Origin of the sequence: Subtercola boreus (assembly GCF_003399625.1) — a bacterium.
GTDB lineage: Bacteria > Actinomycetota > Actinomycetes > Actinomycetales > Microbacteriaceae > Subtercola > Subtercola boreus_C.
In genome coordinates this window covers 1-958 of sequence record NZ_NBXA01000063.1, presented here as the reverse complement: position 1 = coordinate 958, position 958 = coordinate 1, and the positions used below count along the sequence as shown (strand labels likewise).

The window sequence follows — 958 nt, the reverse complement described above, 5'->3', positions numbered from 1 at the left end:
TAGCTGCGAGCGAAAACCGGGTCTGGCGCCTCGCCAAGGTCGCGGGGCTGCAGGCTTCGCACTACAGGCGGCGAGGGAAGGGCAACAAACCGGGGCCCGCTGTCCACGACGACCTGCTCGGTGTGACGGACGACAAAGGCCGAGTAACGCACGACTTCATTACGGCCGCGACGGAACCGAACCAGGTCTGGCTGACGGACATTACGGAGCACTGGACCGGTGAGGGGAAGCTGTATTTGTGCGCGGTCAAGGATTGCTGTTCCAACAAGATCGTCGGGTACTCCATCGATTCCCGAATGAAGTCCGAGCTCGCAGCCGCGGCGCTGCGTAACGCGATCGCGCTCCGCGCCCCAGCCGGCACGATCGTACATTCCGACCGAGGCAGCCAAGCCGTATTCAAGCGGTCGAAGCAACACCTGGCTTGTGCTGTTGAGCGTAGCTGTTCGGCGAACGCTTCGGCGGGGGTTCGCCAGCCCAGGATCTCTCGGGGCCGGTTGTTGATGGTGTCGGCGACGGCTTGGATCTCGGTCGCGCTCCACCTTGCGATGTCGGTGCCTTTCGGGAAGTACTGCCGGAGCAGCCCGTTGAGGTGCTCGTTACTGCCGCGCTGCCAGGGACTTTTCGCGTCGGCGAAGTAGACCGGCAACCCGATCTCGTTCGTGAGCAGTGCGTGTGCTGACATCTCTTTGCCGCGGTCCCAGGTCAGCGAACGGCGAAGCTCAGCGGGCAGCACCTCGAACGTCTTTACGAGCGCGTCCTTCGTCGTTACCGCCCCGTATCCGGCCAGCGCGGGACCGTTCTTCGTCGGGCGTATGAGCCCGTACCCGGTTTTGACGGCGCTCAGCGAATTTCCCCAGTCCTGCTCGTTGAAACTCCCCAGGTCGCGGGGTTAGGTTAGCGCAGGTTTGTGCCGGTGGTGATGCGGCGTAGTTCGTCGGATGCTGCGGTGTGGTTGCGG

General features: G+C 63.6%; 2 pseudogenes. One reads left to right on the top strand and one right to left on the bottom strand.

The annotated features are described in order from the left end of the window. Positions 1–419, top strand: a pseudogene (locus B7R21_RS19880) (DDE-type integrase/transposase/recombinase); the annotation flags it as partial. Here B7R21_RS19880 and B7R21_RS20530 read toward each other — a convergent pair. Then, a pseudogene (locus B7R21_RS20530) lies at positions 419–826 on the bottom strand (IS30 family transposase); the annotation flags it as partial. The pseudogenes B7R21_RS19880 and B7R21_RS20530 sit on opposite strands and share 1 nt — an antisense overlap. Positions 827–958: the final 132 nt, after the last annotated feature.